Annotated in this window: 26 protein-coding genes; 13 read left to right on the plus strand and 13 right to left on the minus strand. The window is 71.6% G+C overall.

What is annotated here, in order from left to right; translation table 11 throughout:
• Window positions 1-103: 103 nt before the first annotated feature.
• Together AC0IY0_RS21405 and AC0IY0_RS21410 are read left to right on the plus strand one after the other, a co-directional pair.
• The gene (locus AC0IY0_RS21405) at window positions 104-1,519 is read left to right on the plus strand and encodes a lipopolysaccharide biosynthesis protein (RefSeq protein ID WP_147906497.1); all 1,416 of its coding nucleotides are present in this window, start codon (window positions 104-106) and stop codon (window positions 1,517-1,519) included.
• A gap of 10 nt (window positions 1,520-1,529) precedes the next feature.
• Complete coding sequence (locus AC0IY0_RS21410) at window positions 1,530-2,693, plus strand: GNAT family N-acetyltransferase (RefSeq protein ID WP_461230147.1); 1,164 nt, start codon at window positions 1,530-1,532, stop codon at window positions 2,691-2,693.
• On the opposite strand, the gene AC0IY0_RS21415 is transcribed toward AC0IY0_RS21410, so the two are convergent.
• The 4 genes from AC0IY0_RS21415 to AC0IY0_RS21430 all read right to left on the minus strand — a co-directional run bounded on the left by AC0IY0_RS21415 (window position 2,665) and on the right by AC0IY0_RS21430 (window position 5,544).
• The gene (locus AC0IY0_RS21415) at window positions 2,665-3,021 is read right to left on the minus strand and encodes a hypothetical protein (protein ID WP_147906495.1); all 357 of its coding nucleotides are present in this window, start codon (window positions 3,019-3,021) and stop codon (window positions 2,665-2,667) included. The genes AC0IY0_RS21410 and AC0IY0_RS21415 overlap by 29 nt on opposite strands.
• A 7-nt stretch (window positions 3,022-3,028) precedes the next feature.
• Complete coding sequence (locus AC0IY0_RS21420) at window positions 3,029-3,256, minus strand: hypothetical protein (protein ID WP_147897275.1); 228 nt, start codon at window positions 3,254-3,256, stop codon at window positions 3,029-3,031.
• A gap of 310 nt (window positions 3,257-3,566) precedes the next feature.
• Window positions 3,567-4,997 (minus strand): protein adenylyltransferase SelO, encoded by a 1,431-nt coding sequence (locus AC0IY0_RS21425; protein ID WP_461230146.1) that lies wholly within the window; start codon window positions 4,995-4,997, stop codon window positions 3,567-3,569.
• A gap of 67 nt (window positions 4,998-5,064) precedes the next feature.
• Entirely contained in the window at window positions 5,065-5,544 is a 480-nt protein-coding gene (locus AC0IY0_RS21430) for a tRNA (cytidine(34)-2'-O)-methyltransferase (RefSeq protein ID WP_147906493.1), read from the minus strand.
• A 179-nt stretch (window positions 5,545-5,723) separates the two neighbouring features.
• On the opposite strand from AC0IY0_RS21430, the gene AC0IY0_RS21435 reads away from it, so the two are divergent.
• A complete protein-coding gene (locus AC0IY0_RS21435) occupies window positions 5,724-6,221 on the plus strand; it encodes a PRC-barrel domain-containing protein (RefSeq protein WP_147906492.1) in 498 nt (165 codons plus the stop codon).
• Window positions 6,222-6,320: 99 nt separating this feature from the next.
• Complete coding sequence (locus AC0IY0_RS21440) at window positions 6,321-6,902, plus strand: SCO family protein (RefSeq protein ID WP_471765465.1); 582 nt, start codon at window positions 6,321-6,323, stop codon at window positions 6,900-6,902.
• A gap of 42 nt (window positions 6,903-6,944) precedes the next feature.
• Here AC0IY0_RS21440 and AC0IY0_RS21445 read toward each other — a convergent pair whose 3' ends face one another.
• Window positions 6,945-7,583, minus strand: coding sequence for a PilZ domain-containing protein (locus tag AC0IY0_RS21445; RefSeq protein WP_147852858.1), 639 nt, complete (start codon window positions 7,581-7,583; stop codon window positions 6,945-6,947).
• Between the two features lie 230 nt (window positions 7,584-7,813).
• Window positions 7,814-8,413 (minus strand): PAS domain-containing protein, encoded by a 600-nt coding sequence (locus tag AC0IY0_RS21450; protein ID WP_471765423.1) that lies wholly within the window; start codon window positions 8,411-8,413, stop codon window positions 7,814-7,816.
• A gap of 347 nt (window positions 8,414-8,760) precedes the next feature.
• Between AC0IY0_RS21450 and AC0IY0_RS21455 the strand changes: the two genes are divergently transcribed.
• Both AC0IY0_RS21455 and AC0IY0_RS21460 read left to right on the plus strand, forming a co-directional pair.
• The gene (locus tag AC0IY0_RS21455) at window positions 8,761-9,582 is read left to right on the plus strand and encodes a rhomboid family intramembrane serine protease (protein ID WP_147906490.1); all 822 of its coding nucleotides are present in this window, start codon (window positions 8,761-8,763) and stop codon (window positions 9,580-9,582) included.
• Between the two features lie 141 nt (window positions 9,583-9,723).
• Window positions 9,724-10,155 carry a CBS domain-containing protein gene (locus AC0IY0_RS21460; RefSeq protein ID WP_461230143.1) on the plus strand — a complete coding sequence of 144 codons (432 nt, stop codon included), beginning with the start codon at window positions 9,724-9,726 and terminating at the stop codon, window positions 10,153-10,155.
• A 52-nt stretch (window positions 10,156-10,207) separates the two neighbouring features.
• On the opposite strand, the gene AC0IY0_RS21465 is transcribed toward AC0IY0_RS21460, so the two are convergent.
• The 4 genes from AC0IY0_RS21465 to folE all read right to left on the minus strand — a co-directional run bounded on the left by AC0IY0_RS21465 (window position 10,208) and on the right by folE (window position 14,275).
• Entirely contained in the window at window positions 10,208-11,779 is a 1,572-nt protein-coding gene (locus AC0IY0_RS21465) for an alkaline phosphatase D family protein (protein WP_471765425.1), read from the minus strand.
• A 149-nt stretch (window positions 11,780-11,928) separates the two neighbouring features.
• Window positions 11,929-12,912 (minus strand): patatin-like phospholipase family protein, encoded by a 984-nt coding sequence (locus tag AC0IY0_RS21470; protein ID WP_147941080.1) that lies wholly within the window; start codon window positions 12,910-12,912, stop codon window positions 11,929-11,931.
• The gene (hisI, locus tag AC0IY0_RS21475; protein WP_147941081.1) at window positions 12,909-13,331 is read right to left on the minus strand and encodes a phosphoribosyl-AMP cyclohydrolase; all 423 of its coding nucleotides are present in this window, start codon (window positions 13,329-13,331) and stop codon (window positions 12,909-12,911) included. Before hisI ends, AC0IY0_RS21470 begins: the two co-directional genes overlap by 4 nt.
• 107 nt (window positions 13,332-13,438) lie before the next feature.
• Entirely contained in the window at window positions 13,439-14,275 is an 837-nt protein-coding gene (folE, locus tag AC0IY0_RS21480) for a GTP cyclohydrolase I FolE (RefSeq protein ID WP_147906485.1), read from the minus strand.
• A gap of 251 nt (window positions 14,276-14,526) precedes the next feature.
• Here folE and AC0IY0_RS21485 point away from each other — a divergent pair, with 251 nt between their 5' ends.
• The 7 genes from AC0IY0_RS21485 (at window position 14,527) to uraD (ending at window position 17,616) form a co-directional block, all read left to right on the plus strand.
• Complete coding sequence (locus AC0IY0_RS21485) at window positions 14,527-15,018, plus strand: iron-sulfur cluster assembly scaffold protein (protein WP_147906484.1); 492 nt, start codon at window positions 14,527-14,529, stop codon at window positions 15,016-15,018.
• A gap of 6 nt (window positions 15,019-15,024) precedes the next feature.
• The gene (gene yidD, locus AC0IY0_RS21490; RefSeq protein ID WP_147906483.1) at window positions 15,025-15,399 is read left to right on the plus strand and encodes a membrane protein insertion efficiency factor YidD; all 375 of its coding nucleotides are present in this window, start codon (window positions 15,025-15,027) and stop codon (window positions 15,397-15,399) included.
• A 131-nt stretch (window positions 15,400-15,530) separates the two neighbouring features.
• The gene (locus AC0IY0_RS21495) at window positions 15,531-15,701 is read left to right on the plus strand and encodes a DUF3606 domain-containing protein (RefSeq protein WP_147906482.1); all 171 of its coding nucleotides are present in this window, start codon (window positions 15,531-15,533) and stop codon (window positions 15,699-15,701) included.
• Window positions 15,701-15,964: a DUF2934 domain-containing protein gene (locus AC0IY0_RS21500; RefSeq protein WP_147941089.1), complete on the plus strand. Its 264-nt coding sequence runs from the start codon at window positions 15,701-15,703 to the stop codon at window positions 15,962-15,964. The genes AC0IY0_RS21495 and AC0IY0_RS21500 overlap by 1 nt, the downstream gene beginning before the upstream one ends.
• A 246-nt stretch (window positions 15,965-16,210) precedes the next feature.
• Window positions 16,211-16,723, plus strand: a complete 513-nt coding sequence (gene uraH, locus AC0IY0_RS21505) for a hydroxyisourate hydrolase (protein ID WP_471765429.1) — start codon at window positions 16,211-16,213, stop codon at window positions 16,721-16,723.
• A gap of 25 nt (window positions 16,724-16,748) precedes the next feature.
• On the plus strand, window positions 16,749-17,102 hold the full coding sequence (uraH, locus tag AC0IY0_RS21510; protein ID WP_147857696.1) for a hydroxyisourate hydrolase: 354 nt from the start codon (window positions 16,749-16,751) through the stop codon (window positions 17,100-17,102).
• A 4-nt stretch (window positions 17,103-17,106) separates the two neighbouring features.
• On the plus strand, window positions 17,107-17,616 hold the full coding sequence (gene uraD, locus AC0IY0_RS21515) for a 2-oxo-4-hydroxy-4-carboxy-5-ureidoimidazoline decarboxylase (protein ID WP_471765431.1): 510 nt from the start codon (window positions 17,107-17,109) through the stop codon (window positions 17,614-17,616).
• Between the two features lie 6 nt (window positions 17,617-17,622).
• On the opposite strand, the gene AC0IY0_RS21520 is transcribed toward uraD, so the two are convergent.
• The 3 genes from AC0IY0_RS21520 to glcF all read right to left on the minus strand — a co-directional run bounded on the left by AC0IY0_RS21520 (window position 17,623) and on the right by glcF (window position 24,275).
• A complete protein-coding gene (locus AC0IY0_RS21520) occupies window positions 17,623-18,864 on the minus strand; it encodes a methyl-accepting chemotaxis protein (RefSeq protein ID WP_471765433.1) in 1,242 nt (413 codons plus the stop codon).
• A gap of 155 nt (window positions 18,865-19,019) precedes the next feature.
• Window positions 19,020-22,187: an Rne/Rng family ribonuclease gene (locus AC0IY0_RS21525; RefSeq protein WP_471765435.1), complete on the minus strand. Its 3,168-nt coding sequence runs from the start codon at window positions 22,185-22,187 to the stop codon at window positions 19,020-19,022.
• Window positions 22,188-22,946: 759 nt separating this feature from the next.
• Window positions 22,947-24,275 (minus strand): glycolate oxidase subunit GlcF, encoded by a 1,329-nt coding sequence (gene glcF / locus AC0IY0_RS21530; RefSeq protein WP_147906477.1) that lies wholly within the window; start codon window positions 24,273-24,275, stop codon window positions 22,947-22,949.
• Window positions 24,276-24,318 lie beyond the last annotated feature (43 nt).

Here is a 24,318-nt window from a genome sequence, read left to right on the forward strand (position 1 = left end):
CGGGCCGACCACACGGCACCCGCCGGAACGATGCCCTAACGCTTGCGCCCGCATAAGGGATATCGCCGAAGCGGCGACCCGGATGGCGCATGATGCGTAGGACATGATTGCCCGGCACAGCCTGATCTATGTCGGCTCGCGCGGCTTCGCCGCCGCCCTGAACATGGCCTCCGTGGCCGTGTTCACGCGCCTCGCGCCGGTGGAGAGCTACGGGATCTACCTGTACGTCCTGTCCTGGGCGCTGGTGCTCTACGGGGCGACCTGCCAGTGGCCGAAATTCGCGTTCTTCGCCCTCTACGACGAGGCCCGTGAGCCGGCGCAGGTCGGCACCGTGGTGCGGATCCTGGGCGGCACGCTGCTGCTCGCCGGGCTCGGCAGCGCGCTCGCGGCCGGGCTCGGGCTGGTCCCGGCCGATATGGCGGCCGCGATCCTGGCGCTCGCCTTCGGCACCACCCTGTTCGAGGGCTCCACCGAGATCGCCCGCACGCGCCTGAAGGCCGGTGCGGTGGCGGCCTCGGTGATGAGCCGGGCCGTGCTGATGCTCGCACTGGGCAGCCTGGCGCTGCACCTGTCGACCGATCCGCTGCACCTCGCTTTTGCCGTGGCCGCCGCCAACGCCCTGGCGGCGCTGCCGGCCGCGATCACCATCGCCCCGATGATGCCCGGCCGCGGCAGCCGCGCCGAGGCTCTGCGGCTGTTCGCCTATGGCTGGCCGCTGGTTCTGTCCTTCGGGACGGCGGCCCTGGCCCAGAGCCTCGACCGGCTGATCATCGCCAAGACCGTGGGGCCCGCGGGGCTGGGCGCCTACGGGGCGCTGGCCGACTTCCTGAAGCAGAGCTTCATCGTGTTCGGCGAGGCGATCGCCCTGTCGCTGATCTCCATCGCCAAGCGCGAGGCGCGGGTCGGCGGCATCGCGGCGGCCTCCGGGGTGCTGAGCGACGCCGCCCGGGCGATGACCCTGATCGCCGCCTTCGGGGCGGTGTTCTTCCTCTGCTTCGACGACCTCGTCGTCGCGGTGCTGCTCGGGCCGGCCTACCGGGCGGAGGCCCGCGCGCTCGCCCCGGTGCTGATCCTGGCCAGCATCCTGATGATGTTCCGCGCCTATTATTTCGGGCAGGTGATCTACTTCACCCGCACCAGCCGGCTCGAGGCGGGGGCGGCCTTCGCCACCCTGGCGGCGGTGGCGGCACTCTCCCTGCTGCTGATCCCGACGCTCGGCGCCGCCGGGGCGGCTTTGGCCTTCGCGGGCGGGCAGGCTGCGGCCTGCCTGGTGCTGGTGCTCGGCGCCTATCGGGCCGGCACCACGATGCCGCTGCCGCTCGCCGACATGACGGGGATCGCCGGCGCGGCCCTGGTCTGCGGCGCGGTGATGGCCGGGATCGGCCTGATCCCGGGTGGCCTGATGCCGCCCGGCCAGGCCCTGCGGCTGGTCCTGCTCCTCACCGTGGCCGGGGCGACCGCGTGGCGCTACGACGTGCTCGGGTTCGCCGGGGCGATCCGCCACCGGCTCGCGGCCTGAGGGGCGCGCCATGCCGGACACTGCGACCCTTGCCGGCGGCCTCGTGGCGGCGGTCCGTCCCCTCGATCCGGCCGCCGCCTGGATCCCGGCCTGGCGGGCGCTCGGTGCGGGCGCCGCGGTCCGCAACCCGTTCTACGAGGCCGGCTACGCGCTGGCGGCCCGAGCCCCCTTCGGCGACGGCGTGCGGCTCCTGATCGTGGCCGACCGTCCCCCCGAGGCGCCGGGCGCGCGGATCCTGGCCGCCTGGCCGTTCCGCCGGCTGTGGCGCCGTTGGGGCCTGCCGCTGCCCGTGCTGATGGGCTGGACCCACGGATACGGCCCGTTCGGCGCGCCGCTGCTCGACGCCGCCGACCCGGGGGCCGCGCTCGCGGGACTGCTCGCCGCGCCGCGGGCGCTCGGCCTGCCGCCGCGGCTGCTGCTGCCGAACGCGCCCGCAACCGGCCCCCTGGCCGACCTGCTGTCCGCGTGCGGGGTGCGGCGGGTCGCCTACTGGCCGCACGAACGGGGGTTGCTCGACGTGACCGGCCGGTCGATGCAGGCACGGGCGACGTATCTCGACCACCTATCCGGCAAGCGGCGGCGCAAGCTGCGCCTCGCCCGGCAGCGCCTGGAGGCCGCGGGGCCGGTCGCGCTCGAGATCCTGGACGCCCCCGCGGCGCTCGACCGCGCCCTGGACGACCACGTCGCCCTCGAGGCGGCGGGCTGGAAGGGCCGGGCCGGCACCGGCCTGGGGGAGCGGCCCGACGAGGTGGCGTTCCTGCGCGCCGTGCTGGCCGATCTCGGATCCGAGGGGCGGCTACGCGTGGCGCGGCTGCGCCGGGACGGCCGCGTCCTGGCCTCCGCGATCCTGCCGATCACCGGCGCCGAGGCCTGGGTCCTCAAGATCGCCCACGACGAGGCGGACCCGGAGGCCGCCCCCGGGGTGCAACTCGTCCACCGCCTGACCGAGACGGTGCTGGCCCGCGAGGGCATCGACCGGATCGATCGGATCGATTCTTGCGCCCCGCCGGATTTCGCCCTCGGCTCGACATTCTGGACGGAACGGCGCCCGATCGCCCACCTGCTGGTTGAGGCCGGCCGCGACCCGCTGTTCCCCCTGGCCCGCACTCTGGAGCGCGCCCGCGAGCGCGTGGCGCGGGCGCGCCTCACCAGCCGAAGCGGGCGATCTGCGTGAGCCGGGCCTGCACCGCCGCGTCGTCGCGGCCGATGCGTGCGATCCGCTCGGACAGACCGTAGCAGGTCGCGCAGAACGGCAACTGGATCACCGGGATGCCCTCGCTCCGCGCGCGCGCGACCGAGGCGATCAGGCAGGGGACGACCGGCTCGTCCGCAGGCGTTCCGAGGCAGTCGGCCCGCGGGCTTCCGAACGCCGGGCGGTTGGGCCAGGTCAGCTGGAGCGTCGTGCCGCCGCGCCGGTCGGGGGCGGGCGCCAGGGTGTAGCTGCGCAGGAACAGGCCGCAGCTCAGCAGGACGAGACCGGGCAGGATCAGGGCGGCGCGCATCGGCCCCTCAATCCGCCGCGTCGAAGCGGCTGCGGAAGAACACCTCGCGGCCGGCGCCGTCGATGACCCGCACGGCCTCGGCCGGCTCGCCGGACCGCTGCGGCACCCGGGCGCGGGCGAACAGGCGCAGGGCCCGCTCCTGGGCGGTCTCCAGGCTGCCGACGCGCACTGAGATCCGCGTCTGGACCTCGCCGGATTCCGGACCGAGGACTTCGATATGGAACGTCTCGCGCAACGGCACCTGCCTGATCGTGAGCGCCCGCCGCCGGAGCGGGCCCGGTTCGGCGCGGGGTGAAAACCGTCCCGGGAGACGGCCTCGGAGCCAAGTCCGATTGCAACGCGATCCGGGGCGGCTCTAAGAGGGGCCCGCCCCGACATAGGGGAGATTGTTCGAGGAGTCCCGTGGACCCGCTCAAGGCTGCCGCCGCGACTGCCGTCTGCCTCGTCCTGTTCTGGCTGGCCTTCCGGCTGACCCGGCGCCTCGTCGACATGGCGATCGCGGGCGGCTACGCCGAGGAGCAGCGGCGGCTGGCCGAAGAGGAGGCTCAGGCGGCCGAGGGCGCGGTGCCGCAGGCCTCGGCCATCTGCGCCACCGCGGCGAGCTTGGCCGCAAACAGCGACCAGTCGTCGGCCGCAGCGATCGGGGCCCAGAGCGCCTCGACCTCCTCGATCAGCATCGTGCAGGGCTCCCCCGCGAAATAGGGATGGTCGAGCCGCGCGCCCGGAGCCGGGGTGAGCGCGTCGAGCGCCGCCCGCACCGGCGCGAAGGCCTCCGATCGGTAATGACCGGCGCTCGGGCCGGCCTCCGCCCGGCCGGCGCTCGCCGGGCCGCCGTACCAGTCGAAGAAGAAGCGCTCGAACGGCGCGCGGGTCTCGGCCAGGAACCGCCAGACCGCCGAGACCAGCCGGTCGGTCTCGGGCCGGGGCGCCTCAGCCAACCCGAGCCGGCCGAACAGCGCCTGCGCAAACCCGTCCTGCAGGGCGGGGCCGAAGCCGGACAGGGCCGCTTCCAGGCGCGCCTGCGGGCTGAGCGTCAGCAGGCAATCGGCCAGCCGGGCCAGGTTCCAGAACAGCGCCTCGGGCTGGCGGCCGAAGCTGTAGAGCCCGGTCTCGTCGAAATACGCGGCGGTGAAGTCCGGGTCGTAATGCGGCAGGACGCGCCAGGGGCCGTAATCGAAGCTCTCGCCGGTGACGTTGATGTTGTCGGAGTTGAGCACTCCGTGGACGAAGCCCGCGGCCGCCCATTGCGCGCCGAGCCGGGCGACCCGGGCGACCACATCCTCCAGGAAGGCGACGCCCCGGTCCTCCAGGGTTTCGCGCCAGAGGTCCGGCCGGTGGGTCTCGATGGTGTGGTCGAGCAGCCGGGCGATGTTGTCCGGCTCGCCCAGCGCCAGGAAGCGCTGGAAGCTGCCGACGCGAATATGCCCGTGCGAGAGCCGCACCAGCACGCTGGACCGGGCCGGGGAAGGCTCGTCGCCGCGCACCAGATCCTCGCCGGTCTCGATCAGGCTGAAGCTCTTCGACGTGTAGACGCCCTGCGCCTCCAGCAGCGCCGTGGCCAGCACCTCGCGCACGCCGCCCTTGAGGGTGAGCCGCCCGTCGGCCCCGCGGGACCACGGCGTCGTGCCGCTGCCCTTGGTGCCGAGATCGAGCAGCCGCCCGTCCTCCAGGTCGTGCAGCTGCGCGAACAGGAAGCCGCGGCCGTCGCCCAGTTCCGGATTGTACGAGCGGAACTGGTGGCCGTGATAGCGCAGCGCCAGGGGCGTCTCGAAGCTACCGGGCAGCGGCGCGAACCGGCCGAAATGGGCGATCCAGTCCTCATCCGACAAGCCGGAGAGGCCGACGCGTGCGGCCCAGGCCTGGTTGCGGTAGCGCAGGATCGTGGCCGGGACGCGCGCGGCCGCCACGGGATCGTAGAAGGCGGATCCGAGATCGGCGTGGCGCCGGGACGGCCGGTAGGGTCTGGGTTCGGTCACGCGGCGCGTCTCCCGGGCTGGCGGCGCAGGTGCTGCCGAGGACCCGCCTCCATGATGCCCCGCCCTATCAAGCCGGTGGGCCGCGATCCGGTTCGAACCCGCCGGTCCGGCGCAGGGCCTCGCCGGCGATCATCGCGGCCGCGACCGCGACGTTGAGCGAGCGCAGGCCCGGCCGGATCGGCACCACGACCCGGGCGTCGGCGGCCGCATGGACGGAATCGGGTACGCCGGCCGATTCGCGCCCGACCATGATGCAATCGTCCGGGCCGAACGCGAAATCCGTATGGGGCCGGGCGCCCGCCGTCGTGGCGAGGACGAGCCGCAGGCCGGCCTCGGCCCGCCACGCCTCGAAGGCCGAAAACGAGCGGTGCCGGGTGATCGCCACGTGGTCGAGGTAATCGAGCCCCGAGCGGCGCAGGTGCCGGTCCGAGACGTCGAAGCCCGCGGGCTCCACGATCTCGACCGCGAGCCCGAGGCAGGCGGCCATCCGCAGCATCGTGCCGGTGTTCTGTGGGATGTCGGGTTGGTAGAGGACGAGGCGCAGCATGGGGCCAGGCTTGTGATGGGCCGGCGCCGTGCCGTCAAAGCGCCGGGCGTCGGACCCACAGCCGGCAAAGGGGCGCGTAATCCGGGGCGCCCGAAGAAAATCGGCGGAACTTACGCTGCGCCAAAGGTTTAAGGCGGCGCCACCTTCGTTTGCGAACGCTGTCCGAAAGTCCTCACCCGATGCGCACTCCGCTCCTGGCCTCGGCCCTTCTGTTGGCCGGTCTCGCAACCGCCGCGGCGCAGAATGCCACCCCGAATGCCGGAGCGCCGGCCGCGCCGGTAGCCGGTCAGCCGGCCACCATGGCCGACAACCTGCGCCCGACCTTCGTGGCCCAGTCCCCGGACGACATGGTCGCCAGCAAGCTGATCGGGGCCAACGTCACCAACGCGGCCAACGACACGATCGGGCAGATCGCGGACTTCGTCCTCGACCAGAAGGGCAGCGTGAAGTCCTGGGTCATCGGCGTCGGCGGCTTCCTCGGGATCGGATCCAAGTACGTGGCCGTCGACCCGTCGGTGATGAAGCTCGACCGGACCGACGACAAGACGCTCCAGGCCCGCATCGACACGACCAAGGATCAGCTGAAGGCCGCGCCGGAATACATCTACCTCGGCAAGGAGCCGCCGAAGGGCGCGGCCGCCGCCCCGGCCGCCGGAGAGCCCGCCGCCAAGCCCTGACATCGGGTCCAAGGCGAGCCGGCGGCATAACGCTGGCTTGCCTTCGCGCGCCGTTCCGTGCTGTGCCAGCCGCTGCACGGAGGTCGGAGTCCGATGAAGATGCGCCGCGCCCTGATCCCGCTTCTGGCCTTCTGCCTGGGTCTCGTCGGCCTGACCGGGGCGGCGGTGTTCGCCTTCATGCCGGACCGGGCGCCTGTGGGCGTGCCCGGGATCGGCGGCCCATTCACGCTGGTCGACCAGAACGGGCGCACGGTCACCGAGCGCGACTTCTCCGGCGCGCCGCACCTCGTGTTCTTCGGCTTCACCCATTGCCCGGACGTGTGCCCGACGACGCTGCAGCAGGTTTCGGACGTGCTCGCCGCCCTCGGGCCGAAGGCCGAGCGGATGCGTGTCGCCTTCGTCACCGTCGATCCCGAGCGCGACGACCCGGCGAGCCTGAAGACCTACCTGTCGAGCTTCGATCCGCGCATCACCGGTCTCACCGGCAGCCCTGAGCAGATCGTGGCCACCGAGAAGGCGTATCGGGCCTATGCCCGCAAGGTCCCCGGTAAGGACGGGGACTACACGATGGAGCACACGGCGATCGTCTACGTGATGGACGCGCAGAACCGCTTCCTCGGCGCCCTCGACCTCTCCCGCCCGGCCGAGGAGACCGCGGCGCAGCTGTCCAAGAAGATCTGACAACAAGATCTGACGAGACGATCCCACGCGGTCGGGACGGCTCTAGAGCGTCATCCCGGCATGGAAGCGGTCGGGGGAGAGCGGCAGCAGGAACTGCACGCCGAAGCCCCCCTCGAAGTAGCGCACCAGCCGCCCGGGCGTGCTGCCCACCGTGACGGCCGCCCCGAGGGGCAGCGTGGCCGTGCTGGAGATCGCCACGCCGGAAATCGAGATGTCGATCAGCCGGGCCTTGATCTCCCGGCCGCTCTCGACGCGCAGGGTCACCGCCGTGTGGGTCGGCACGAGCCGCTCGTGGGAGCGCCCCTCGGGCAGGCCCAGGATCTCCCGGTTGGCGAGCCAGGTCAGCTGGGACGCGATCTTGTCCCGCTTGCGTGGCGTGGCGTTGAGCTGGACCGCGAAGCCGCCCTCGCTGTGGCGGGCGATGACGCCCTCGATCCGGCCGATATGCTCGAGGTAGAGCACCACGCGCTCGCCGACCTCGCCCACCACAGCGCAGGTCAGCCGGACGCCGCCCGGCGACATGTCCACGGTCTGGCAGGGATATTCGCGGCGGTCGGCCAGCATGTAGCGGCCCAGCACGGCGACCCGGACGCGCTGGTGGCGTCGCTGGTCGGCCGCGTCGCGCCCCCGGCTGGCCGCGCGGCTCACGTCCGTCCCGGCGGTGGCGTCGACCGCGATCATACCGAGATGGGCTCCACGCCGCGACAATCGTCATCGCAAGCTAGACCGGGACTGTTACGAAAGCCTTTTTTCCGATTCAGCAATATCCGATGGGGGCATAGATTTTTCTGTCCTGACCGAGCGCCAGGGCCGGTCTGGCCTGTACAGTTGCCAGTTCGTCCCGATCGGACGCGATCTTCGGTCGAAAAATCGATGTCTAATATTCCAAATGCAGTTCTCGGCGCGTGGTTTTACGCCCGTCCGCCGGCATGAACGAGGAGATGCCCCCGGCGCACCGGGCCGGGAAAGCCGGCAGGACCGCGCAGGGCCGGTCGCGCCGGCGGCGCAGCCTCCATTCTGCGGCCCGGCAGGATGCGCAGGGAGGTGGTCTCGGCCTGGACCAGCGGGCGCAGGCCGATCCAGTGGGGCGTGCTCTCGACGCTCATGGTGCCGAGCGCCCGGACCTGCATCCGTCCGCGATGGCGCAGCGGCAGGAGCAGGAGCTCCAGATCCACCGCCTCGCCGGCCGTGTTCAGGCCGCGCAGGCCCGCGACCACGCCCAGGGTATCGCTGGCCACGATCTCGACGATGCGCCAGGGATCGGGGGCCTCCGCGCCCCACAGGCCGGCGAAGGTCTCGCCCTTCAACTCGCGGCCGTAGAGGGCGCAGACCCGCGTGCCGGCGAGCCGGACCGTGGCCGCGCGCGTCGCCATGTCGAGTTCCAGGATCAGGCTGTCAGCCAGCAGATGCCGGATCTCGCCCGGCTCGATCTCGGCGCGCTCGGGCGCGGCGCGCTCACCGCGCAAGCGCTCCCAATAGGCATGGAGCATGCGGCTCGTGGGATGTTTCATCGGAGTCCCGGATCGATACGCCTGGTGTCCGTCCCTGGATCATCCTGGCACATCCGCGTGGGACGGGCCGGTGATCCGGGGCGATCTGGATCGTCCGGCGCATACGCCGTGCCGCCCGGCGCGGGACGCTTCCTGGGATCGAGAGCAGGGCAGACCGAGGCTGCCGGCATGAGGCTGATCACGGTCCGGATCTCGTCGTAGGCGGCGCGCACGCCGCCGCCATCGGTTCGATCGAGCCGGCCGGCATTCGTTCTTTCGAACCCCCTGGCAGCCAAACATCACCCGAAAAGGCTTCAATACGTCGCCGGGACTTGCCCGACACCCCGCAGCCCCGACATGGTGCCAGGATGGATGCCTCCCCCGAATTCCCACGCCAGAGCCGCGTGCCCGTGTTCAACATGCCGGGGGTGGTGACGCTCTCGATCGGATTGCTGATGGCGATCCAGGCCCTGCGCGAGTTCGTGCTGCCGGACACGCTCGACATCCGGGTCGTCCTCGACCTCGCCCTGGTGCCCGCCCGCTGGACGGTGTGGTTCGATCCCGGGAAGGCCGCCGACGTGATCCAGGCGGCCGCCGGCCTCGGCGACCCCGACATGGAGGCCGCCCGCGAGGCGTTCGCCCGCTACATCACCTCCGAGCACGCGCTGCTGCCCTGGACGCTGGCGACCTACGCCCTGCTGCACGGCTCCTGGATGCACGTGATCTTCAACAGCGTCTGGCTGGCCGCCTTCGGGTCGCCCGTGGCCCGGCGCTGCGGCGCTTGGCGCTACTTCCTGATTGCGCTGGCCGGAACCGTGGCCGGCGGCCTGCTGCATGTGATGATCGACCCCCTGAGCGCGGGACCGCTGGTCGGCGCCTCGGCGGGAATCTCGGCCCTGATGGCGGCGGCGGCCCGCTTCGTGTTCCAGCCACCCGCCTCCGGGTATGCCGGCCCGTCCTGGCAATTGCCGCCGCACCGGCCGGCCGAGACGGTTCCCGAACTCCTGCGCAACCGGACCGCGGTGGCCTTCCTGGCGATCTGGCTGGTCACCAACCTGCTGTTCGGGCTCGTCAGCGTGCCGCTCGTTGGCGAGAACGCCGCCATCGCGTGGGACGCGCATCTCGGCGGCTTCATCGCAGGCTTCCTGCTGTTCCCGCTGCTCGATCGGCGCGAGGCGGCCCGGCCCTGAGACGACGTCCCGGCATCTTGCCAACGCGCCGGATCGGTCACACACTCGCCATAATGTGAACGAGCCGGGGCCAACCCGGACGACAGCGTAACGGAGGCGCCGCGGCTGACGGCGCACGCACCGCGTCACAGGGAGAGAGCCATGACCGTCGCACGCATCCTTGCCGAGAAGGGCAGCTCCGTCGTCACCGTGAGCCCCGACAAGACCCTCGAGGAGGTGATCCAGATTCTCGCCGACAAGCGGATCGGCGCACTGGTGGTCGCCCATGCCGACGGGTCGGTGGCCGGGATCATCTCGGAGCGGGACATCATGCGGGCGCTCGCCCGCCACGGCGGCGCGACCTTCGACGCGCCGGTCTCGGACCACATGACCGGCACGGTCACCACCTGCGGCCGAAGCTCCACCATCGAGGAGGTGATGGGCTTGATGACGGAAGGGCGGTTCCGCCACGTCCCGGTCTGCGAGGACGGCCGACTCGTCGGCCTGATCTCCATCGGCGACGTGGTGGCGCGCCGCATCGCCACGGTCGAGGCCGAGCACCAGGCCCTGCGCGATTACATCACCATGGCGTGAGATCGCGCGCCGGCCGGACGCGGAGTCCGGCGGGCGGCGACGTTGCCTGCGCCTACGCCTTCGCGGGGTCGAGGGTGACGTGCCAGAGGTCGGTGTCGGCCGCGTCCTTGAGGGTCACGGTCATCTGCTCGGTGTCGCCATCCACCGCGACGTGGCCGAAGAACTGGTAGCCGGCGGCCGGTGACAGGTTCACCTGGCCCTTGTCGGGCGCCTTCACGTAGCGCAGTTGCGGGCCGAACGTGTTGTCGAGCGCGTTGGGCCCGAAGGTGCCGGCGTGGAGCGGGCCCGAGACGAACTCCCAGAACGGGTCGAAATCCTGGAACTGCGCCTTGTTCGGGTCGTAGTAGTGGGCGGCCGTGTAGTGCACGTCCGCGGTCAGCCAGACCGTGTTGCGGATCTTGGCCTGCTTGATGAACCGCAGCAGGTCGGCGATCTCCAGCTCGCGCCCGAGCGGCGGCCCGTCACCCTGCGCCACCGCCTCCGAGCCGAAATTGCGGTCCACGTCGTAGGTCACCACGAGGCCGAGCGGCATGTCGGCGGCGATCACCTTCCAGGTCGCGCGGGATTCCGTGAGCGCCCGCTTCAGCCACGCGATCTGTTGCGGCCCCAGGAAATACGCGTCGGGGCCGTATTCCGTCTGCCGGTTCTCGCCGTTCGGGCCCCGGTAGGAGCGCATGTCGAGCATGAACACGTCGACCAGCGGGCCGTAGGCGATCTTGCGGTAGACCCGGCCGGGCTCGGCCGGCTCGAAGCGCATCGGCATGTACTCGTGGAAGGCGCGCGCCGCGCGCAGCTGCATCGCGAGCACGTTCGGGTCCGTGTACTTCTTCTTGAGGTGCTCGGCCCGGGTCAACGGCTCGCCCGGCCACCAATTGTTGGTGACCTCGTGGTCGTCCCACTGCGCCAGGATCGGCACGGCGGCGTTCATCGCCAGCACGTTCCGGTCGGTGAGGTTGTACTTGTGGCGGCCGCGGAACTCGGCGAGCGTCTCGGCGGGCTTGGCGACCTCCTCAGTGACGCGGTTGCGCCAGAGGCTGCCGTCCGGGAGCTTCACCTCGGCCTGGATCGGCCCGTCGGCATAGATCGTGTCGCCGGAATGGATGAAGAAGTCCGGCCGGTTCTTGAGGATCGCCGCGTAGATCGTCATGCCGCCGCGGGCCTCGTCTATGCCCCAGCCCTGGCCGACCGTGTCGCCCGACCAGCAGAACGAGACCGAGCGCTTGTCCGCCGGCGCGGTGCGGAACCGCCCGACCTGCGCGGGTCCGACGATGGTCGGCGCCGCGACGTCCTGCAGGCGGACCCGGTAGAACACGTCCTGCCCCGGCGGCAGGCCGGTCAGCGCCACCTTCACGGTGCCGTCGCTCTCGGGCAGTGCATCCGCGAAGACGCCGCCGCGGATCTCGGAGAAGCTCTCGGTGGTGGCCCACTCGATGATCGCCCGGGCCGGGCGGTCGGAGCGGGCCCAGACCACCGCGGAATCGGTCCCGACATCGCCGGACTGGAGGCCGTGGCTGAGGAGCGGCCGGTCGGCGGCCCGGCTCAGGCCGGGGCGGGCCACGCCGGTGGCGATCCCGACGAGGCTTGCGCCTCCGGACAGGAGGATCTGGCGGCGGCTCGTATACATTGGAAGCCCTCTCATTCGATGAGGGGCCATCGCAACCGGTCGTTACAACCGCGTGACGATCCTTCGCGCGAAAGCCGTCAACACGATGCGCGCTCCTTGATCCGCATCGCCTTTTTCCGAAAGCCCGCGGGCCCCTTCGGAACGATGCTCTAGGCCCGCGCTGCGGCGCCGTTCACGACAGCGCGGATCCGGGGCAGGGCCGCCCGGGCCGCCCGGTAGCCGATATCGATCCCCTCGGCGGCCTTGTGGAAGTCGAACAGGCCGAAGGCCGCGACATCGGGGCCGATGGCCACGTCCGGCGGGTCGCGCTCCAGCCGCGCCCGGGAGATCCGGTCCTGGGTGATGTTGAAGGCGCCGAGCACGACCCGGGCGATGCCCGGGACCGGGATCTCGGCTTCCTGGGGCTCGAAGCCCGGCAGGCGCGCGCGGATCAGCTGGAGGAAGCTCCGGCGCGCGGCCGGCGCCGGCACCTCGTGCACCACCGGGCCACCGGTATCGCCGTTGAGGTTCACGCAGATCACGAGATCGGCCCCGAGCGCGCGGGCGAGCGCCACCGGGACGGGGTTGACCAGGGTCCCGTCCATCAGGACGCGCCCCTCGTGGGTCACGGGCGGGAACAGGCCGGGGATCGCGTAGGAGGCGCGCACCGCATCGACGGTCGGCCCTTCGGTCAGGTTCACCTCCAGGCCGCTGCCGAACTCGGTGGCGACGCAGCCGAAGCGGATCGGCAGGCTCTCGATCCGGCGCGTGCCGAGATCGGCGAACAGCCGCCGACGGAGGCGGTTGCCGGCGATCAGCCCGGAACCGGGAAAGCGCGGGTCGATCAGCCGGACTACCCGGTGCCGGGTGAGTTCCCGCGCGAAGCTCTCCAGGCGGTCGAGGCGCCCGGCGGCGTAGCAGGCGCCGACCACGGCGCCGATCGAGCAGCCCGCCACCACGGTGGGATGGATGCCGCCCTCCTCGAGGGCGCGGATCACCCCGATATGGGCCCAGCCCCGGGCCGAACCACCGCCGAGCGCCAGGCCGATGCGGGGGCCGGCAGCGGGCAGGGGCCGGATCGGCTCGACGGTTCCGGGGAGGAAATAGGGGACGGCCGGACATTCTTGCCATTGCAAGGCAAGGGACGCGCTCATGCCCCGGCGGCCTCCAGGGTGACGGCGCCATCCGGCCCGCGGACGACCCGGCGATAGAAGCAGGCGCGGCGGCCGGTGTGGCAGCAGCCGCCGTCGCCGCCGACCTCCACGCGGATCAGCAGCGCGTCCTGGTCGCAATCGACCCGCATCTCGACGACGCGCTGGATCTGCCCGCTGGTCGCGCCCTTGTGCCAGAGTTCCTGCCGGGACCGCGACCAGTACCAGGCTTCCCCGGTCGCGACGGTCCGGGCCAGCGATTCGGCGTTCATGTAGGCGAGCATCAGCACACGCCCGTCCTGCGCGTCGACCGCGATGCAGGCGACCAGGCCGTCCCGGTCGAAGCGCGGGGTGAAGGCCGCGCCTTCCTCGACCTCGGCCCGGGTGCCGGGGGGATCGAAAGCGATGTCGCTTGCGGTCATGGCGGCAGAAGCGAGTCCGGTGAAGCTTGAGTCGAGGCTATTGGGTGTAGCCCGATCGATGAAGACCGCATGACGGTGGCCGCCCGATCGGGCCATCCGGCCTGCGGTTACTTGGTCCCGCCGCGCACCAGGGTGAGGAAGCGCACCTGCTCGCTGGCATCGTCCTTGAAGACGCCGCGGAACTGGCTGGTGATCGTCGAGACGCCGGCCTTCTGCACGCCGCGCATCGCCATGCAGAGGTGCTCGGCCTCCACCATCACGGCGACGCCCCGGGGCTTGAGGATGCTCTCGATCACGTCGGCGATCTGCGCGGTCATCGTCTCCTGCGTCTGCAGGCGGCGCGCGAAGGTATCGACCACGCGGGCGAGCTTCGAGAGTCCGACGACGCCGCGGGTCGGGTAATAGGCGATGTGGGCGAGCCCCATGAACGGCACCATGTGGTGCTCGCAGTGGGAGTAGAACGGGATGTCGCGCACCAGCACGATGTCCGAATAGCCCTCGACCTCCTCGAAGACGCGGGCCAGCAAGGCCTCGGCATCCATCTCGTAGCCGCCGAACAGCTGCCCGAAGGCCTTGGTGACCCGGGCCGGCGTGTCGCGCAGGCCCTCGCGGGTCGGATCGTCGCCGGCCCAGCGCAGGAGCGTGCGCACCGCGGCCTCGGCCTCGGCGCGGCTCGGGCGGCCGGTCTCGATCCCCTCGGGCACACGGGTTGCGGAGGCGGGCTGCGGCGCGATCTCGACCGCTGCGGGGCGGCCGTCATCGACCGGTCGGTTGTCGTTGCGCATGCCGGTCAGACTCTGTCCCAGATCCCGCCCATCGACGCCGCCCCGGTCCAGACCGTGTCCTTCGCCTCGATAGGACAATGATTTAAGCGCGGCATCCATGGCATCTCCGGCCCGCGCCACACGGGACTTCATCGTGGTGCTGTCAGGCTTGGCATACATCGTCGGATCGCGTCGGGCTTGTGAGGGAGATCCCGGGCTCGAAACGAATTCGAGCCGGCGCCCCGGTTGGACTAGAGCCGTGGGAACTACCTTGGCCGTGGGCGCGACCCTGGTCGACGAACCGCCTCCTCGCGAAGCGACCGTAGGGGGCCTATATCATTGTTCGCGCGGCAACACGCAATGCACGGGTCGCGCGGCAGAATCCCGATGGGCAATAGCTCGATCGGATGACGCACCCGCCCGAGGCCCCGATGCTCGACGACATCTACAACCGCCGTATCCTCGAACTGGCCGCCGACATCCCGCATCTGGGGCGCCTGGAGCGGCCCGATGCCAGCGCCACCGCGCATTCCCGCCTGTGCGGTTCGACGGTCACGGTCGACGTCGTCCTCGGCGCGGACGGCCGCGTGGCCGATTTCGCGCAGGAGGTCCGCGCCTGCGCCCTGGGGCAGGCCTCCTCGTCGCTGATGGGCCGCCACGTGGTCGGCGCCACCGAAAACGAGCTGCGCGGCGTCCGCGAGGCCATGCGGGCGATGCTCAAGGCCAACGGCCCCGCGCCCGGCGGGGCCTGGGCGGACCTCGCGGTCCTGGAGCCGGTGCGGGAGTTCAAGGCGCGCCACGCCTCGACCCTGCTGACCTTCGACGCGGTGGTCGACGCCCTCGACCAGATCGCCGCCAAGCGCCGATCCGGCGGAGAACAGGGCACCGGGCAGCAGGCCACCGCGGCGACGGCCGACGCGTAGGGTCCGATGGTTCGCCGCGCCGCGCATTGGGCGATTCGCACCTACCAGCTGACCCTGTCGGGATTGATCGGCCGCCAGTGCCGCCACTGGCCGAGCTGCTCCGAATACGCCGACCAGGCCATCACCCAGCACGGCTTCTGGCCAGGCGCCTGGATGGGCTTCGCGCGGATCTGCCGCTGCGGTCCGTTCGGGACCCACGGCATCGATCTCGTACCCGAGCGGCTACCCGGCGGGAGCGTCTGGTACCGCCCCTGGGCCTATGCCCGCTGGCGCGGCGTCGAGGCCCCGCCGTCGCCCTTCGCCTGCGAGGCGGTTGCGCTCGGGGCCGACCGCCCGGAGGAGCCGGGCCGGGACGGAACGCGGCGTTCCCGCGGCATCTGACGCCCGCGCGTTCCGCATCCACAGGCCGCCGTCGATCGGACGAGGACTGGCAACCGATCCCGCCGAGTCCGGTTGTCTCTCCAGACGGCTCGGCCTCGCACGGCTGGGCGGCAATCCAGAGCATGTGAACCATGTCCATCGAATTCAGAGGCAAGACGCATATCGACATCTACGACCGGGTCATGCGCGAAGAATGGGCGCAGCGCTTCGGTGTCAGCGAGGAGCGGTTGCGCAAGGCCGTGACCATGGTGGGGAGCCGGATCACCAGCGTCGCCGCCTATCTCGACAAGCCGGCCTCGTGATGAAAGCCGAGTCGTCGGAACCCGGTCGCGACGCACGGCCTGCTCCGGACCCCGCTGCCCCGGAGCCGGCGGTCCCGGAGAGCGGACCGCGGCCGCCCCCGTCACGGACCGAAGACAAATCCGCGCCGGACGCGATCCCGTTCGAGGAGATCCGGGAGCGCGCCTACGAGTTGTGGGAGCGCAACCACCGGCCAGAGGGCTTCGAGATCGAGTTCTGGCTGCTGGCGGAGCGGGAACTGCGCAAGGAGCGCAGCCGCAAGTAGGCCGACGCGGTCCCTGCGCCTCGCTTGGGCCGATCCGTCGTCTTGAGCTCCTCGACGGCTGGCGCAGGTTTGCCAGATGGCGCAGGCCTTGCGACAGGTCGCCGCGACAGCCCTCAGCGGCAACCGGCGATGTCGAGGGGACGGAATGGAACCGGCAAACCTGCCAGACCGGCCTTGCCGTCCTCCGTGGACGGCATGCCTCGCCGTTCCGGGACGTCAGGGACAGAGCGATGCCCGGAGCTGCATGTGGGCACCGTGACTCGCCGGGCCTTCGCTGAACTCGGCCTCGGTGGCGCGGCCATGGCGGCTGCCGCGGGCGGATCCCAGGCGGGGCCAGCCCCTCCGGGCGACGGGGGGCGGCGGCCCGGGGCGCTCACCGTGGCCCCGACCTCACAGGCGGGGCTCGGGCCGCGGCTGACCCTGCACGCGCTCGACAATGCCCATGGAACCCCGGCGGCCGGACTGGTTTGCGACCTCTCGATCCGCGAGGACGGCGTCTACCGGCCGATCAAGACGGTCACCACGGCGGCCAACGGCCGGCCGGCCGAACCGCTCCTCGTCGACGACGCGCTGAAGGCCGGCCGCTACGAGCTGCTGCTGCATGTCGGGGCGTATTTCGCGACCCTCGGGGTGACGCTGCCGAGCCCGAATTTCCTGAGCCTCGTGCCGATCCGCTTCCAGATCCGCGACGCGCGCCAGCGCTACCACCTGCCGGTGCTGTTCACGCCCTGGGGTTATTCCTACTATCGGGGCAGCTGAGCCCAACCTTACGGGACCCCCATCCATGGCCGGCATCTCGACGCATGTCCTCGATACCGATCGCGGCCGCCCGGCCGCGGGCGTGCGGATCGACTTCTCGGTCCTGGAGGACGGGACGTGGCGGCTGGTGAAGAGCGTCGTCACCAACGCGGATGGGCGCACCGACGCGCCGATCCTGCCGGCCGGCGAGGCCCGGACCGGGCAGTACGAGCTGGCGTTCCATGTCGCGGATTATTTCCGGGACCGTCCGGGCACCGACCCGGGCGACGTCTTCATCGACGACCCGGTGGTGCGCTTCGCGATCTTCGATGCCGGGCAGCACTACCATGTGCCGATGCTGTGCGCGCCGGCGAGCTTCACCACCTACCGCGGCAGCTGACGCCATGCCAGATCTGGCGGCGATCAACCGGCTGGACGAAGAGGCCTTCGTGGCGCTTCTCGGGGGCGTGTTCGAGCACGCGCCCTGGGTCGCGCAGGCCGCCTGGCCGCATCGGCCCTTCGCGAGCCGCGCCGCATTGCACGACGCGATGATGCAGGCGGTCCGTGCCGCGCCGACGGAACACCGCCGCGCCTTCCTCAACAACCACCCGGAGCTGGCCGGCCCGGAGGCCCGGGCACGCCGCCTCACGGAGGATTCGACGCGCGAGCAGGGTAGCGCCGGCCTCGACCGCATGGATGCACAGGAGGGCGCGGCCTTCGATCGCCTGAACGCGGCCTATCGCGCCCGGTTCGGCTTCCCGTTCATCATCGCGGTGCGCGGGCGCGGGCGGGCCGAGATCCTGTCCGCCTTCGAGGCGCGCCTGTCCCGGGAGCCGGCCGCCGAGGAGGCGACCGCCCTCGAGGAGGTCGCCCTGATCACGCGCATGCGCCTCGACGGGCTGGTCTCGGCCTGACCCGGCTCAAGCCTCCGCCGCCGCCTTCGCTTCGACCAGGGCCGCCTCGAATCCGGTGAAGGCCGTTGTGGCCTCGTCCCAGGCGTGGGCCCGCACGTGGCGGCCCAAGGCCGCGGCGAGCTCCCGGGCCCGGGTGAGGGCCGATTCCACGGCGGCCGGTCGGGCCGGATCGGCGGGGATGCCGACCGGCGGCGTGTCGGCCGGGCGCATCCCCACCAGGGTCGCCGCCATGGCCCGGCGCCAGGCCGCGCAATCCGCCGGGATGCGGGCGAGCCGCATCGCCGTGTCGCTCCCGGCCTGCCGGTCGAGCAGGGTGCGGCCGAGATCCTCGATCCGGTCGAGCTGGCCGAGCGCGTCGCCGATCTCCCGGCGGCCCTTGTCGGTGCCCTCCGCGATCCGGCCGACGCTCCGGGCGATCTCACCGGTGGCCTGGATCTGCTGGCCCATGATCTCGGAGGCCTCGCGCATCTGGGCCGCCACCGTGGCGACGGCGCCGCTCTCCACCTCGACCCGGACGTTGGCCCGCACCATGGCGGCTGCGCCGGTCTCCACGGCGCTGCGGCTGCGCGTGACCGCCGCCTGCATCGCCGCCATTTCTTCACGAAGTCCGCCGAGCCGGGCGCGGATCTCGTCCGTCGCCTTCGCGGTCTGCGCGGAGAGCATCTTCACTTCCGCGGCCACGACCGCGAAGCCTCGGCCGGCCTCGCCGGCCCGGGCGGCCTCGATGGTGGCGTTGAGCGCCAGCAGGTTGGTCTGGGCCGAGATCGCCGCGATGGTCCCGGCCATCTCCTCGATTCGCAGGGCGGCGGCCGAGAAGCTGTCGAGCCGGCTGCCGATCTCGTCGGTGCCCTGCTCGATCCCGCGCATGCCGTCGCTGGCGCGCTGGAGGTCGTCGACGCAGGTGGCGATGCCGGCGCGGGCGGTCTCGGCGGTCTCGGCCGCCGAGGAGGAGCGCGCCGCGATCTCGCTGGTGCTGGCGGCGAGTTCCTCGCTGGCGGCGGCGATCAGCCGGGCCTGCTCGGCGGTGCCGGAGGCGTCGTGCGTCATCCAGCCGATCGAGGTGCCGGCATCCGAGGCCGCGGCCGACAGGCGCGCCAGGAGCGCCAACAATTCGCGGTCGGGCGCGGCAGCAGCCTGCGGGACGCTTTCCAGGACGGTCGTCGACACGGGCGCGGACGTCTGGGCGTCGGCCGTCACCGCGGTCCCGGCCAGCTCCGGGGCCGGGCGCTTGCGGCGCAAACTCAACATGCGAGGGCTCCTGCGAACGTCGATTCGGGAGCCATATTTGCACGGAACCTTCAACCGAAGATGAAGGATAACCCGCCCTTATTGGAATTGGGCGAAGCCGCCCGTTTCCCGGACGGCGCCCCCGGACGAAAACCGTCCGGGGGCGCCGTCATATCTCACTCGCCGGTCAGGGCGGCCTTGGTGCGGGACCACCAGCCGGCGCGCTTGGGCCGGTCCGGATCGCTGGGCTGGGTCAGCACCACCGCAACCGGCTCCGGCGGCGGGGCGGCCTCCGTCGGCGCCGCCTCGGGCGGGGCTTCCGCGGCCTGCGTCTCGAACCGCTCCGCAGCCTGCCTCTCGAACCGTTCCGCGGACTCCGGAGCGGCCGCGACCGGCAACTCGACGGCGACCTCGTCGTGGACGGGGGACGGCGCGGCCTCGACTGCCTCGGCCACCGCCTCGGCGCTCACCGGCTCCTCGGCCGACAGGGCGACCGCGTCGGAATCCACCTCCGCGGAACCCTCCGCGTCGCCACCCTCGCGGGTGCGACCCTCGGCGCGACCACGACCGCCCCGCCGTCCGCGGCGACGGCGGCGCGTGCCGTCCTCCTCGGACCGGGTGGACTCGTCCGCGACGGCCACGGTCTCGTCGGACCCCGCTCCCTCGGCGGCCACGGCCGCGATCGGGGCCTCGGCGGCCTCGTCGGAATCGGACGGGTCCTCGGTGCCACGCTCCTCGTCCGGGTCGTCGGAGTCCTGACGCTCGCCGTCGGCCTGGCCCTCCTCGGACCGACCGTCCTGGCGACCGCCGCGCCGACGACGCCGACGGCGGCGGCGACGGCCGTCGCCTTCGTCGCGGGTCTCGTCCTCGCGGGCGCCGTCCTCGCGCGATGAGCCGTCCTCGCGAGTCTCGGTCCGCACCTCTTCGGCGTCACCCTCGGACTCAGCCTCGGCCAGGTCGGTCTCCTCGACGTCGTCCTCGTCCTCGAACTCCATGGCGGGCGAGATCGCCTGCGCGCGTACGCCCGTCACCGGACCCTCCGCCCGCTGGGCCGGCTCGCCGCGGTCGAGCTGGAACGCGGTGGTCACCGGCAGCCGCTCGTCGGCCGCGATCGTGAGCGTGACGCCGAAGCGTATTTCCAGCTCGCGCAGGTGCCCGCGCTTCTGGTTGAGGATGTACAGCGCCACCTCGGTCTTGGTGCGCAGGATCAGGTTGTGGGAGGCCGACTTGAGCAGCGCCTCCTCGATGGAGCGCAGGATGTGCAGCGCCACGGAGGCGGTGGCCCGCACGTAGCCCGAGCCGCCGCAATGCACGCAGGGAATCGAGGACGACTCGAGCACGCCGGTGCGGATGCGCTGGCGGCTCATCTCCATCAGGCCGAAGGGCGAGATCCGGCCGACCTGGATGCGCGCGCGGTCGTTCTTCAGGCAGTCGTTGAGCTTCTTCTCGACCGCGCGGTTGTTGCGCTTCTCCTCCATGTCGATGAAGTCGATGACGATCAGGCCCGCGAGGTCGCGCAGGCGCAGTTGGCGGGCGACCTCCTCGGCCGCCTCCAAGTTCGTCCGCAGCGCGGTGTCCTCGATGTCGTGCTCGCGGGTCGAGCGGCCCGAGTTCACGTCGATCGAGACCAGCGCCTCGGTCGGGTTGATGACCAGGTAGCCGCCGGACTTCAGCGAGACGTGGGTCGAGAACATCGCGTCGAGCTGCTGCTCGACGCCGTAGCGGGCGAAGATCGGCGTCGAGTCGCGATAGGGCTTCACGACTTTGGACTGGCCGGGCATCAGCATCCGCATGAAGTCCTTGGCCTCGGCATAGGCCTCCTCGCCGGAGACCAGAACCTCGTCCAGGTCCTTGTTGTAGAGGTCGCGGATGGCCCGCTTGATCAGCGATCCCTCCTCGTAGACCAGGGCCGGCGCCATCGAGGTCAGGGTCAGCTCGCGGACCGATTCCCAGAGCCGCATCAGGTACTCGAAGTCGCGGGCGATCTCGGGCTTGGAGCGCGAGGCGCCGGCGGTGCGCAGGATCACGCCCATGCCGTCCGGCACCTCCAGGTCGGCCACGACCTCCTTGAGGCGCTTGCGGTCGGCGGCCGAGGTGATCTTGCGGGAGATGCCGCCGCCACGGCCGGTGTTGGGCATCAGGACCGAGTAGCGTCCGGCGAGCGACAGGTAGGTGGTGAGCGCCGCGCCCTTCGTGCCGCGCTCTTCCTTGACCACCTGCACCAGGATGATCTGGCGGCGCTTGATCACCTCCTGGATCTTGTAGTGGCGGCGGTAGTGACGCGGCCGCTCGGGGATCTCGGCCAGCGCGTCGCCGTTGCCGCCGACCTGCGCGATCCGGGGCTCGGCATCGGGGTCGTCGGAATCCTCGTCCGACTCCTCATCCGATTCCTCGTCGGACTCGTCCTCGTCCTCGTCGTCCGAGTCGTCCTCGTCCGAATCGTCTTCGTCGTCCTCGGACTCCTCGTCCTCCAAGTCGGTCTCAAGGTCGGTCTCAAGCTCGGCCTCGTCGTCGGCCTCGCCCGTCGCGGACGCGCCGCGGCCGGACGCCTCGACGGCATCCTCGGCGATCGTCTCGGCCGGCGCGTCGGCGACGGTCAGGGCCTCGGCCACGGCGACCACGGCCTCGGGCTCGACCGTGTCGTCATGGTCGGCCGTCTGCCGCTCGCCGGCCTCGGCGTGGGCCTCGACGGCCGGCGCCGCCTCGGCAGAATGCTCGGGGATGTCGCCGGCGGCGGTCTCGGAGGTGATCGCCTCCTGCACGGCTTCCGGGTTCTCGGCGAGGGTGTCGGGCGTCCCGTCCGGGGCGGACCCGGCCTCGTGCGCCGCAGTGTGATCCTCGCCCTGCGACGCGTCCGCGTGCGGGGTCTCGGCGTGCGCGGTCTCGGCGGCCGGCTGGAAGCCCGAATCCTGCTGGGCGTCCAGGCCCAGCGGGGCCTCGGACGCGTCCTCGGCGCTCACCGTCTCGTCGGTGCGCGAGCGCGCCTCGGCGCGGCGTCCGCGGGAGCGGCGGGGCGACCGGCGACGGCGCTCCTCGCGCTCGCGGTGCTCCTCGGCATCGCGCGCCTCGTCCTCCAGCAGCGCCTGCCGGTCGGCCAGCGGGATCTGGTAATAGTCGGGGTGGATCTCGTTGAAGGCGAGGAATCCGTGGCGGTTGCCGCCGTACTCGACGAAGGCCGCCTGGAGCGACGGCTCCACCCGGGTGACCTTGGCGAGGTAGATGTTGCCGCGCAGCTGGCGCCGGTTGGCGGCTTCGAAGTCGAACTCCTCGACCCTAGACCCGTGGACCGTGACGACCCGGGTCTCCTCCGGGTGCATCGCGTCGATCAGCATTTTGTTGGCCATGTCGGACTCTCGGCATGGCGGCCGACGTCGTTCTCCGTGCCCGTGGTCCCGGCGGCGCCTCGCACGACCTCAGAACGGTCGCGCATGGAGCCGGCCTCGTCGCCGAGGCGGCTGGGTTCGAGGGGAAATTGCCGTCAACCGCCGTTCGGCGCCCTGGGCGCCTGGGGTTGAACTTGGCCGGTAGGCTGAACGGGCCGGTGCGACGCAGATCCTGCGCCTCCGGGGCACGCGCAGCGCCATGCTGAGCCGTGCGTCCGTTCATCCTGGTTCCGACCTCGCGAAACAATCTCGGCCGGATGGGACCGGCCGTGAAATCTGGATGCGGCGGAACAGCTCCACCGCGTCGTGCGACACCTGCCCGATCGGGAAAACACCCGTCGCCGCCAGGCGGGCAAACAGGCCCGCCGCGACGCCGCGTCCGTTTTCTCGAAGGAATTCGGCCGCGTCCGCAAGCCGTTACGACGGCCGGCGGGACCGGAGAAGGGTCAGTATCATTACAGACGGGCACGGGGATTTGGCAAGGGTCAAGCGCGGGACGATGTCACGGTATCGTCACGGCGGTGGGTCGCGGTGCTTCGGACCGGTCGGGGGATTTTTTTAGATCGCGTCCGACAGCGGACGCTCGGGTCACGCACGCTCCCGATCCCGCAGAGCTACGATGTTCGCGCGTCGCTGACAGATTGAGGGCAACGGCCGAACCCAGGCGCGTTGCCCTCCCCCCTGCGGGAGGGAGAGGGCCGCCCGCATCCGGCCGCAATCCTACTCCGCCGCCTCCAGCCGCGGCGTGACGCCGTCGAGCGCGGCGGGCCTTGGGCCGCCGGTCGCCCAGTCGAGCAGCTCCACCGTGTGCACGATCGGGATGCCGGTGCCTTTGCCGATCTGCGTGGCGCAGCCGATGTTGCCGGTGGCGATCACGTCGGGGCGGATGCGCTCGATGTTGGCGACCTTGCGGGCGCGCAGCTTGGCGGCGAGCTCGGGCTGCAGGATGTTGTAGGTCCCGGCCGAGCCGCAGCAGATATGGCCCTCCGGCACGTCCTTCACGGTGAAGCCCGCGCGCTTGAGCAGCGTCTTCGGCTCGGTCCGGATGCCCTGGCCGTGCTGCATCGAGCAGGCCGAGTGGTAGGCCACCACGAGGTCGCTCTCCGCGGTCGCCGCCAGATCGAGCTGCGCCACGTACTCGGTCACGTCCTTCGCGAGGCTCGAGACCCGCTTCGCCTTCTCGGCGTAGGCCGGGTCGTCGCGGAACATGAAGCCGTAATCCTTGATCGTCGTGCCGCAGCCCGAGGCCGTGACCAGGATCGCGTCGAGACCCTTGGCGATCTCCGCGTCCCAGATATCGATCGTCCGCTTGGCGTGGGCGTGGGACGAGGCCTCCTTGCCCATGTGGTGGGTCAGCGCCCCGCAGCAGCCCTCCTCGGCATGGACGACCTCGACTCCGTGCCGGTTGAGCAGCCGGATCGCCGCCGCGTTGAAGTCCGGCCGCAGCACGCTCTGGGCGCAGCCGCGCAGCAGGGCGACGCGCCTCGTCGCCTGGCCGCCCGCCGGCGGGAAGCGCCCGACCCGGTTGGTCGGCTCGCGTCCGGGCAGCCGCGCCGGGGCGAGGTCGAGCATCGCGGCGAGCCGGTTGCCCACCCGCGGCAGCCGCGCCACCAGCCCCCGGAACGGCGCGCCGAGCTTGGCGGCGACCAGCGCCAGCCGGAACCGGTTCGGATAGGGCAGGACCTGCGCCAGCAGCGCGCGCAGGAACCGATCGTCCGTCGGGCGCGCGAAGGTCGTCTCGATATGCGCCCGGGCGTGGTCGACGAGGTGCATGTAATGCACTCCGGACGGGCAGGTGGTCATGCAGGACAGGCAGGAAAGGCAGCGGTCGATGTGCTTCACCACCTCCTGCGAGGCAGGCTTCCCGCCCTCCAGCATATCCTTGATCAGGTAGATCCGGCCGCGCGGTGAATCGAGCTCGTCACCCAGCAGCAGGTAGGTCGGGCAGGTCGCCGTGCAGAAGCCGCAATGCACGCAGGTCCGCAGGATCTTTTCCGACGCCGCCATGGCGGGATCGGCGAGCTGGGCGAGATTGAAATTGGTCTGCACGATGCCTTCCTGCTGCTCTCCTCTCCGGGCGGAGAGGGGACCG

It is taken from the genome of Methylobacterium sp. AC315 (assembly GCF_979253755.1).

Bases quoted from the DNA above. Each gene is read 5' to 3' on its own strand.
- AC0IY0_RS21405 (WP_147906497.1), top strand. From the start codon at position 104: ATGATTGCCCGGCACAGCCTGATCTATGTCGGCTCGCGCGGCTTCGCC.
- AC0IY0_RS21410 (WP_461230147.1), top strand. From the start codon at position 1,530: ATGCCGGACACTGCGACCCTTGCCGGCGGCCTCGTGGCGGCGGTCCGT.
- AC0IY0_RS21415 (WP_147906495.1), bottom strand. From the start codon at position 3,021: ATGCGCGCCGCCCTGATCCTGCCCGGTCTCGTCCTGCTGAGCTGCGGC.
- AC0IY0_RS21430 (WP_147906493.1), bottom strand. From the start codon at position 5,544: ATGCTGCGCCTCGTCCTCTACCAACCCGACATCCCACAGAACACCGGC.
- AC0IY0_RS21435 (WP_147906492.1), top strand. From the start codon at position 5,724: ATGCGCACTCCGCTCCTGGCCTCGGCCCTTCTGTTGGCCGGTCTCGCA.
- AC0IY0_RS21440 (WP_471765465.1), top strand. From the start codon at position 6,321: ATGCGCCGCGCCCTGATCCCGCTTCTGGCCTTCTGCCTGGGTCTCGTC.
- AC0IY0_RS21445 (WP_147852858.1), bottom strand. From the start codon at position 7,583: ATGATCGCGGTCGACGCCACCGCCGGGACGGACGTGAGCCGCGCGGCC.
- AC0IY0_RS21450 (WP_471765423.1), bottom strand. From the start codon at position 8,413: ATGAAACATCCCACGAGCCGCATGCTCCATGCCTATTGGGAGCGCTTG.
- AC0IY0_RS21455 (WP_147906490.1), top strand. From the start codon at position 8,761: ATGGATGCCTCCCCCGAATTCCCACGCCAGAGCCGCGTGCCCGTGTTC.
- AC0IY0_RS21460 (WP_461230143.1), top strand. From the start codon at position 9,724: ATGACCGTCGCACGCATCCTTGCCGAGAAGGGCAGCTCCGTCGTCACC.
- AC0IY0_RS21465 (WP_471765425.1), bottom strand. From the start codon at position 11,779: ATGTATACGAGCCGCCGCCAGATCCTCCTGTCCGGAGGCGCAAGCCTC.
- AC0IY0_RS21470 (WP_147941080.1), bottom strand. From the start codon at position 12,912: ATGAGCGCGTCCCTTGCCTTGCAATGGCAAGAATGTCCGGCCGTCCCC.
- hisI (WP_147941081.1), bottom strand. From the start codon at position 13,331: ATGACCGCAAGCGACATCGCTTTCGATCCCCCCGGCACCCGGGCCGAG.
- folE (WP_147906485.1), bottom strand. From the start codon at position 14,275: ATGTATGCCAAGCCTGACAGCACCACGATGAAGTCCCGTGTGGCGCGG.
- AC0IY0_RS21485 (WP_147906484.1), top strand. From the start codon at position 14,527: ATGCTCGACGACATCTACAACCGCCGTATCCTCGAACTGGCCGCCGAC.
- yidD (WP_147906483.1), top strand. From the start codon at position 15,025: ATGGTTCGCCGCGCCGCGCATTGGGCGATTCGCACCTACCAGCTGACC.
- AC0IY0_RS21495 (WP_147906482.1), top strand. From the start codon at position 15,531: ATGTCCATCGAATTCAGAGGCAAGACGCATATCGACATCTACGACCGG.
- AC0IY0_RS21500 (WP_147941089.1), top strand. From the start codon at position 15,701: ATGAAAGCCGAGTCGTCGGAACCCGGTCGCGACGCACGGCCTGCTCCG.
- uraH (WP_147857696.1), top strand. From the start codon at position 16,749: ATGGCCGGCATCTCGACGCATGTCCTCGATACCGATCGCGGCCGCCCG.
- uraD (WP_471765431.1), top strand. From the start codon at position 17,107: ATGCCAGATCTGGCGGCGATCAACCGGCTGGACGAAGAGGCCTTCGTG.
- AC0IY0_RS21520 (WP_471765433.1), bottom strand. From the start codon at position 18,864: ATGTTGAGTTTGCGCCGCAAGCGCCCGGCCCCGGAGCTGGCCGGGACC.
- AC0IY0_RS21525 (WP_471765435.1), bottom strand. From the start codon at position 22,187: ATGGCCAACAAAATGCTGATCGACGCGATGCACCCGGAGGAGACCCGG.